Consider the following 4,906-nt stretch of genomic DNA (forward strand, 5'->3'; position numbering starts at 1 on the left):
TTCCGGTCAAACCCCTCTCCCTTGGGGAGAGGAGGGGCCCGTCGCGCAGCGACGGGAGGTGAGGGTTCACTCCGGCTTGCGTGAGGCCTTTTCGGCAATGCCGCTGGTTCCCTGACGCGCTTCGAGTTTGGCGGCGACGGCGTCGAGGGGCACGCCGCGCGCGCGCAGGCCGACCATGAGATGGTAGATTACGTCGGCGGCCTCAGAGGCCACGTTATCGTCTGACTCGCGGATGACGGCTTCGGCCAGCTCGTTGCCTTCTTCGGCGATCTTGGCGGCGGCGGCATCGGGGCCCTTGGCGAGGAGGCGGGCGGTCCAGCTGGTGCCGGCATCGCCTTCGAGGGCGCGCGCGTCGATGGTGCCGGAGAGATGTTCCAGCGCGGCGGCGAGGCGGGCGAGGGGGCCGAGGGGGGTGGTCATGGCAGCGCTCCTAGAGGGGCCGGACGGGCGCGCCGGCGGCGGCGAGGGCCTTGCGCGCGTCGGCGATGGTGGCTTCACCGAAATGGAAGATCGAGGCGGCGAGGACGGCGCTGGCGCCGCCTTTGAGGATGGCGGGGGCAAGGTCATCCACATGGCCTGCACCGCCGGAGGCGATGACGGGGATGTTCACGGCGGAGGAGACGGCCTTGAGCAGCGGGATGTCATAGCCGGACTTGGTGCCGTCCTTGTCCATGCTGGTGAGGAGGATTTCGCCGGCGCCGCGTTTTTCGGCCTCGATGGCGAATTCGACGGCGTCGATGCCGGTCGGTTCGCGGCCGCCTTTGGTGAAAATTTCCCAATGATTTCCGGTCTGTCGCGCATCGATGGCGACGACGACGCACTGGCGCCCGGCCTTGGCGGCGCAGCGGCTGATCAGGCCTGGGTCGGCCACGGCGGCGGAGTTGATGGCGACCTTGTCGGCGCCGGCTTTCAGGAGGGCGACAAGGTCTTCCACGCTGCGCACGCCGCCGCCGACGGTGAGCGGCATGAAGCAGGCTTCGGCTGTGCGCGTGACGATATCCAGCATCGTGCCGCGGCCTTCATGGCTGGCCGTAATGTCCAGGAAACACAGCTCATCTGCGCCCTGTTCGTCATAGGCGCGGGCGAGGGCGACGGGGTCTCCGGCGTCGCGCAGGTCGACGAAATTGACGCCCTTCACGGTGCGGCCGTCTTTCACGTCGAGGCAGGGGATGATGCGGGTCTTGAGCATGAGAGCCGTGTAGCGGGGAAGGGCATGGGAGGGAAGGGGGCGGCGCGATCGGGGCGTTCCGCGTGGCGTCGCGGGGAATGGCGAGTCCCTTCGGAGTCCATTCCCTGACCACTCGCTGCCCATTCCGTGCCCCTTCGGTGTCCCTTCCCGGCCCACTCGCCGTCCGGTTTGACATATAAACGTGTGTTGATACGTTTGGCCGATGGAATCACTGACAAATGACGCGCGCCTGGCCGCGCTGATAGAGGCCGAAGACAAGGCGCTGACCCTGTTCGACGCGATCGAGGCGGCGAGCATCATTGCGCCGGGGCGCAGCGAAGCCGAGGTGGACGGTGACATTGCCGCGCTGGCGCTGGAGACGTTCGGCATCGAACGCCACTGGCACCAGTGCAATGTGCGCGCGGGGGCCAATACGGTGACCACGTTCCATGACACGCCGCCCCTGCGCGTGATTGCGCCTGAGGATACGGTCTATGTCGATCTCGGGCCGGTATTTGCCGAATGGGAGGCGGATGTCGGGCGCACTTATGCAGTCGGAGAGAGCGCGGCGAAGCACGCACTTGTCGGCGCGCTGGAGACCGTGTTCGAGGCGGTGCGCGCGGAGGCAAGGCCGGACATGACGGGCGCGGCGCTCTATGCGCTGGCCTGCCGGATGGCCGAGGCGCATGGCTATGTGTTTGGCGGGGCGATTGCGGGCCATGTCGTGGCGGAGTTTCCGCATGCCGTGTGGCCGGGCGACAAGGACCAGCAGCGCATCAGCCCGAACAACCGCACGCGCCTGTCAGACCCCGACCCGTTCGGCCGCCCGCGCCACTGGATTCTGGAAATCCACCTTCTGGAACCGGGGCGCACATGGGGCGGGTTCTATGAGCGGTTGTTGCGCTGGTAGGGGGTTGGGGCGAATAAGGCTTCACAACCTTTCGGTGTCATGTTTTTCTGATTCGCATGGAAAGACCGTCCTCCCCTGAATTCGGCCAGAACGGCGCCGTGCTGAACAGTGCGACGATGACGGGCGGCCTGCGCGACGACTATCGCGGCAAACTGGCGCCCAGGCCGCAGGTCTGGCCAAGGCGGCCGTCCTTTCTCTGGGGCGCCTTTATGCTGCTCCAGGCCCTGATCCTGTGGCGGACGCTGGAGCCGCCCGGCTTGTCGATTGCCTTCGGCGTGGCCGTCGCGCTCTTTTACATTCGCGGCCTGTGGCCCATGAGCCGGCGTGCCTGGCGGCTCTGGGCCGCGCCGTTCGCGATCATCGGGTGCTGCGGGATAGTCTATTGCGGGTACGGATTGCTGAAGGGCGCGCTGGTTTAGGCGGGCGACAAGTGCCGACAGCGGATCAGCCCGAACAACCTCACGCGCCTGTCGGACCCCGACCCCTTCGGCCGCCCGCGCCACTGGATTCCGGAAGTGCACCTGCTGGAACCGGGGCGCACCCGGGGGCGGGTTTTATGAGCGGTTGCTGCGCTGGTAGGTGTTGGCGAACGTTTAATGAACACTGGTGCACAAAAAACATTATGGGAAGCGCTGGACTCGTAGTTAACGAATGAGGTAACTATGAATTTGACACTGTATGTAGTGTCCCGAGAGGGCGTGGGTACTAGATTTCGACTCCCAGTCCCATGCCCTCCCGGAAGCTCAACTGCCGAAGCAGTTAACGAATCATTAAGCTGCGTGATTTGTTACGTCAAGCTTCGGCCTCGGATATGGAGGCCTTTAATGGCTTACTATTATGTAAACAAAAATGCCCAAGCGGGCGGCGAGCACGAAGTCCATAATTTGTCGTGCGATCATCTACCTTACGAACAAAACCGAATTTATCTCGGAAACTTTGATGACTGCAAACCTGCAGTTCGTGAGGCAGCAAAATACTTCACAAATGTTGATGGCTGCTATTACTGCTCACGCGCCTGTCACTCTAGATAGTATTAAATAAACCCACGGATGCTAATAGTGCAGCCGTGGGTTATCTATCATTACGAGAAAATATAAACAATAAATCAATCTAAAGGCGCCAGTCTATCTTGGTCGGCGTTATCGATAAATCGTGGTTGAAGTATAATGTCTAAAATAAGTGACACGTTTATTCACAAGGTAAAGAAGCATCCGGATCGCTTCTACATCATTCACTACTCATGTCAGAATTTGTACGATAAGAATGAAGGTCTTTCGCCGCGCATCACATCGATCGCAGTGAATCACTTTTTGTCCGATCAAACGTTGAGCTTTTCTACGCACGCAATTGCTGAAGAACTCGGCATAGTCCGTGAAGAAGTACAGGCTGAATTTGATAGAGTGGAGAGAATGCTCCTGCAACAGTTTTATGACTTTGTCAGGGACCGTCGCCAAGCTCACTGGATTCATTGGAATATGCGGAACCTAACCTACGGTTTCGAGCATTTGGAACATCGATATCGCAAACTGACTGGGCAGAATCCGCCGTCCATTCCGATAGAGCAGCGGATTAATCTGTCTGACATGATCGGAGACCGATATGGATCAAGGTATGCGGACAATCCAAAGCTACGCTCGCTGATGGAAATGAACGGTGGTGTGCATCGCCACTTTCTCACCGGGGAGGAAGAGGTTGAGGCCTTTGAAAAGGGTGAGTTTATTCGTATGCACAACTCAACCTTGGCGAAGGTCGGCTTCTTTCATCGTGTACTGGACAAATTTCTCAAGAACAGATTGCGGACAAAATCGCGTACTTTTGGGGCACGGCTTGATCGACTATTTGAAAGCAGAACGGCCAAAGTTTTGGCTGTAGCCGCTAGTGCTATAGCTATAGTATTTGCGCCTCTTCAGTTGTGGAGTTTTTTCTCTCCGAACAACGATGCTGCGATATCAGCATCTGACAAATCATAGTAAACAAATAAGAGCTTTGATCAGACTGATATCGACTTCTTCCATATGGAGCATTTTGCCCGGTGGGTTACGGCTGCGCCTCACCACTCTACGGGGCTGTGGTGGCAGGGGGCGCAGCTTTTGCCCGCAGCGAAGAAGATTCTTAAGGTTTAAACATTATCCCCCTTTGAGTGAAATCAATTGGGGGCATTGAAATGCTGAAGGCCATACTTCTTGGAGCGGGTGCATTGTGCCTGACGGCATGTGCAAACCACCAGCCGACAAAGAATGCGGCCATGGGCCTGCCCGGCTTCATGAACCAGCAGGACACGCTTGAAATGCAGCGCCCCGTCCTGCCCGTCACCCATTATGTCAAATGGTACACGGAGGATCGTCTCCAGCACGGGATTGTTCTGGACTATATCAGTGGCATGTCGCAGCGGGACTATTTGTTTGAAGAGCCCAATCAGGAACTCTTCCGCCCTATGGTTGGCGACGCTCTTTATCAATCGGGCCTTATGGCCAGGACTGGCGCGGGCGCGCGGTATGCGCTCCAGATTGAATTTCAGGATCTCGACACAGACGCATTCGGGCGCAACTTTGCGGGCAAGACGGACGCGATCTATCGCATTGTGGACCGGCGGACGAACGAGATTGTTTATGAGAAAACGATCGGCTCGCGGTTCGTTGCGAAATATCCCGGGCTGAACGAAGACGATGCGAGCTTTGCCTATGATGTTTCGGCGCCCGGGGTGATTGCGGCGACGAAGGCATTTGGCGCCTTTACATTGTATGAAGGCGGAATGGTCGAGCTCTGGAACAATAACGAGAAACTTCAGAACTTCTTCGGTAACCGTCCGGTCTGCCCGCCCTTGTGGT

At 58.7% G+C, this 4,906-nt stretch carries 6 protein-coding genes; 4 read left to right on the forward strand and 2 right to left on the reverse strand.

Annotated features, from left to right (window positions below):
* Positions 1 to 66: 66 nt before the first annotated feature.
* Both hisE and hisF read right to left on the reverse strand, forming a co-directional pair.
* A complete protein-coding gene (gene hisE / locus HOC_RS19790) occupies positions 67 to 420 on the reverse strand; it encodes a phosphoribosyl-ATP diphosphatase (RefSeq protein ID WP_051625152.1) in 354 nt (117 codons plus the stop codon).
* Between the two features lie 10 nt (positions 421 to 430).
* Positions 431 to 1,189 carry an imidazole glycerol phosphate synthase subunit HisF gene (hisF, locus tag HOC_RS19795; protein ID WP_035541986.1) on the reverse strand — a complete coding sequence of 253 codons (759 nt, stop codon included), beginning with the start codon at positions 1,187 to 1,189 and terminating at the stop codon, positions 431 to 433.
* A 202-nt stretch (positions 1,190 to 1,391) separates the two neighbouring features.
* On the opposite strand from hisF, the gene HOC_RS19800 reads away from it, so the two are divergent.
* The 4 genes from HOC_RS19800 to HOC_RS19820 form a co-directional block, all read left to right on the forward strand.
* Positions 1,392 to 2,078 (forward strand): M24 family metallopeptidase, encoded by a 687-nt coding sequence (locus HOC_RS19800; protein ID WP_035541988.1) that lies wholly within the window; start codon positions 1,392 to 1,394, stop codon positions 2,076 to 2,078.
* Between the two features lie 56 nt (positions 2,079 to 2,134).
* Positions 2,135 to 2,497 (forward strand): hypothetical protein, encoded by a 363-nt coding sequence (locus tag HOC_RS19805; RefSeq protein ID WP_035541993.1) that lies wholly within the window; start codon positions 2,135 to 2,137, stop codon positions 2,495 to 2,497.
* Positions 2,498 to 3,244: 747 nt separating this feature from the next.
* The gene (locus HOC_RS19815) at positions 3,245 to 4,048 is read left to right on the forward strand and encodes a hypothetical protein (RefSeq protein ID WP_051625154.1); all 804 of its coding nucleotides are present in this window, start codon (positions 3,245 to 3,247) and stop codon (positions 4,046 to 4,048) included.
* Positions 4,049 to 4,242: 194 nt separating this feature from the next.
* On the forward strand, positions 4,243 to 4,906 hold a 664-nt coding region (locus HOC_RS19820), incomplete at its 3' end, for a hypothetical protein (RefSeq protein ID WP_035541999.1).

The organism is Hyphomonas oceanitis SCH89, from assembly GCF_000685295.1.
GTDB lineage: Bacteria > Pseudomonadota > Alphaproteobacteria > Caulobacterales > Hyphomonadaceae > Hyphomonas > Hyphomonas oceanitis.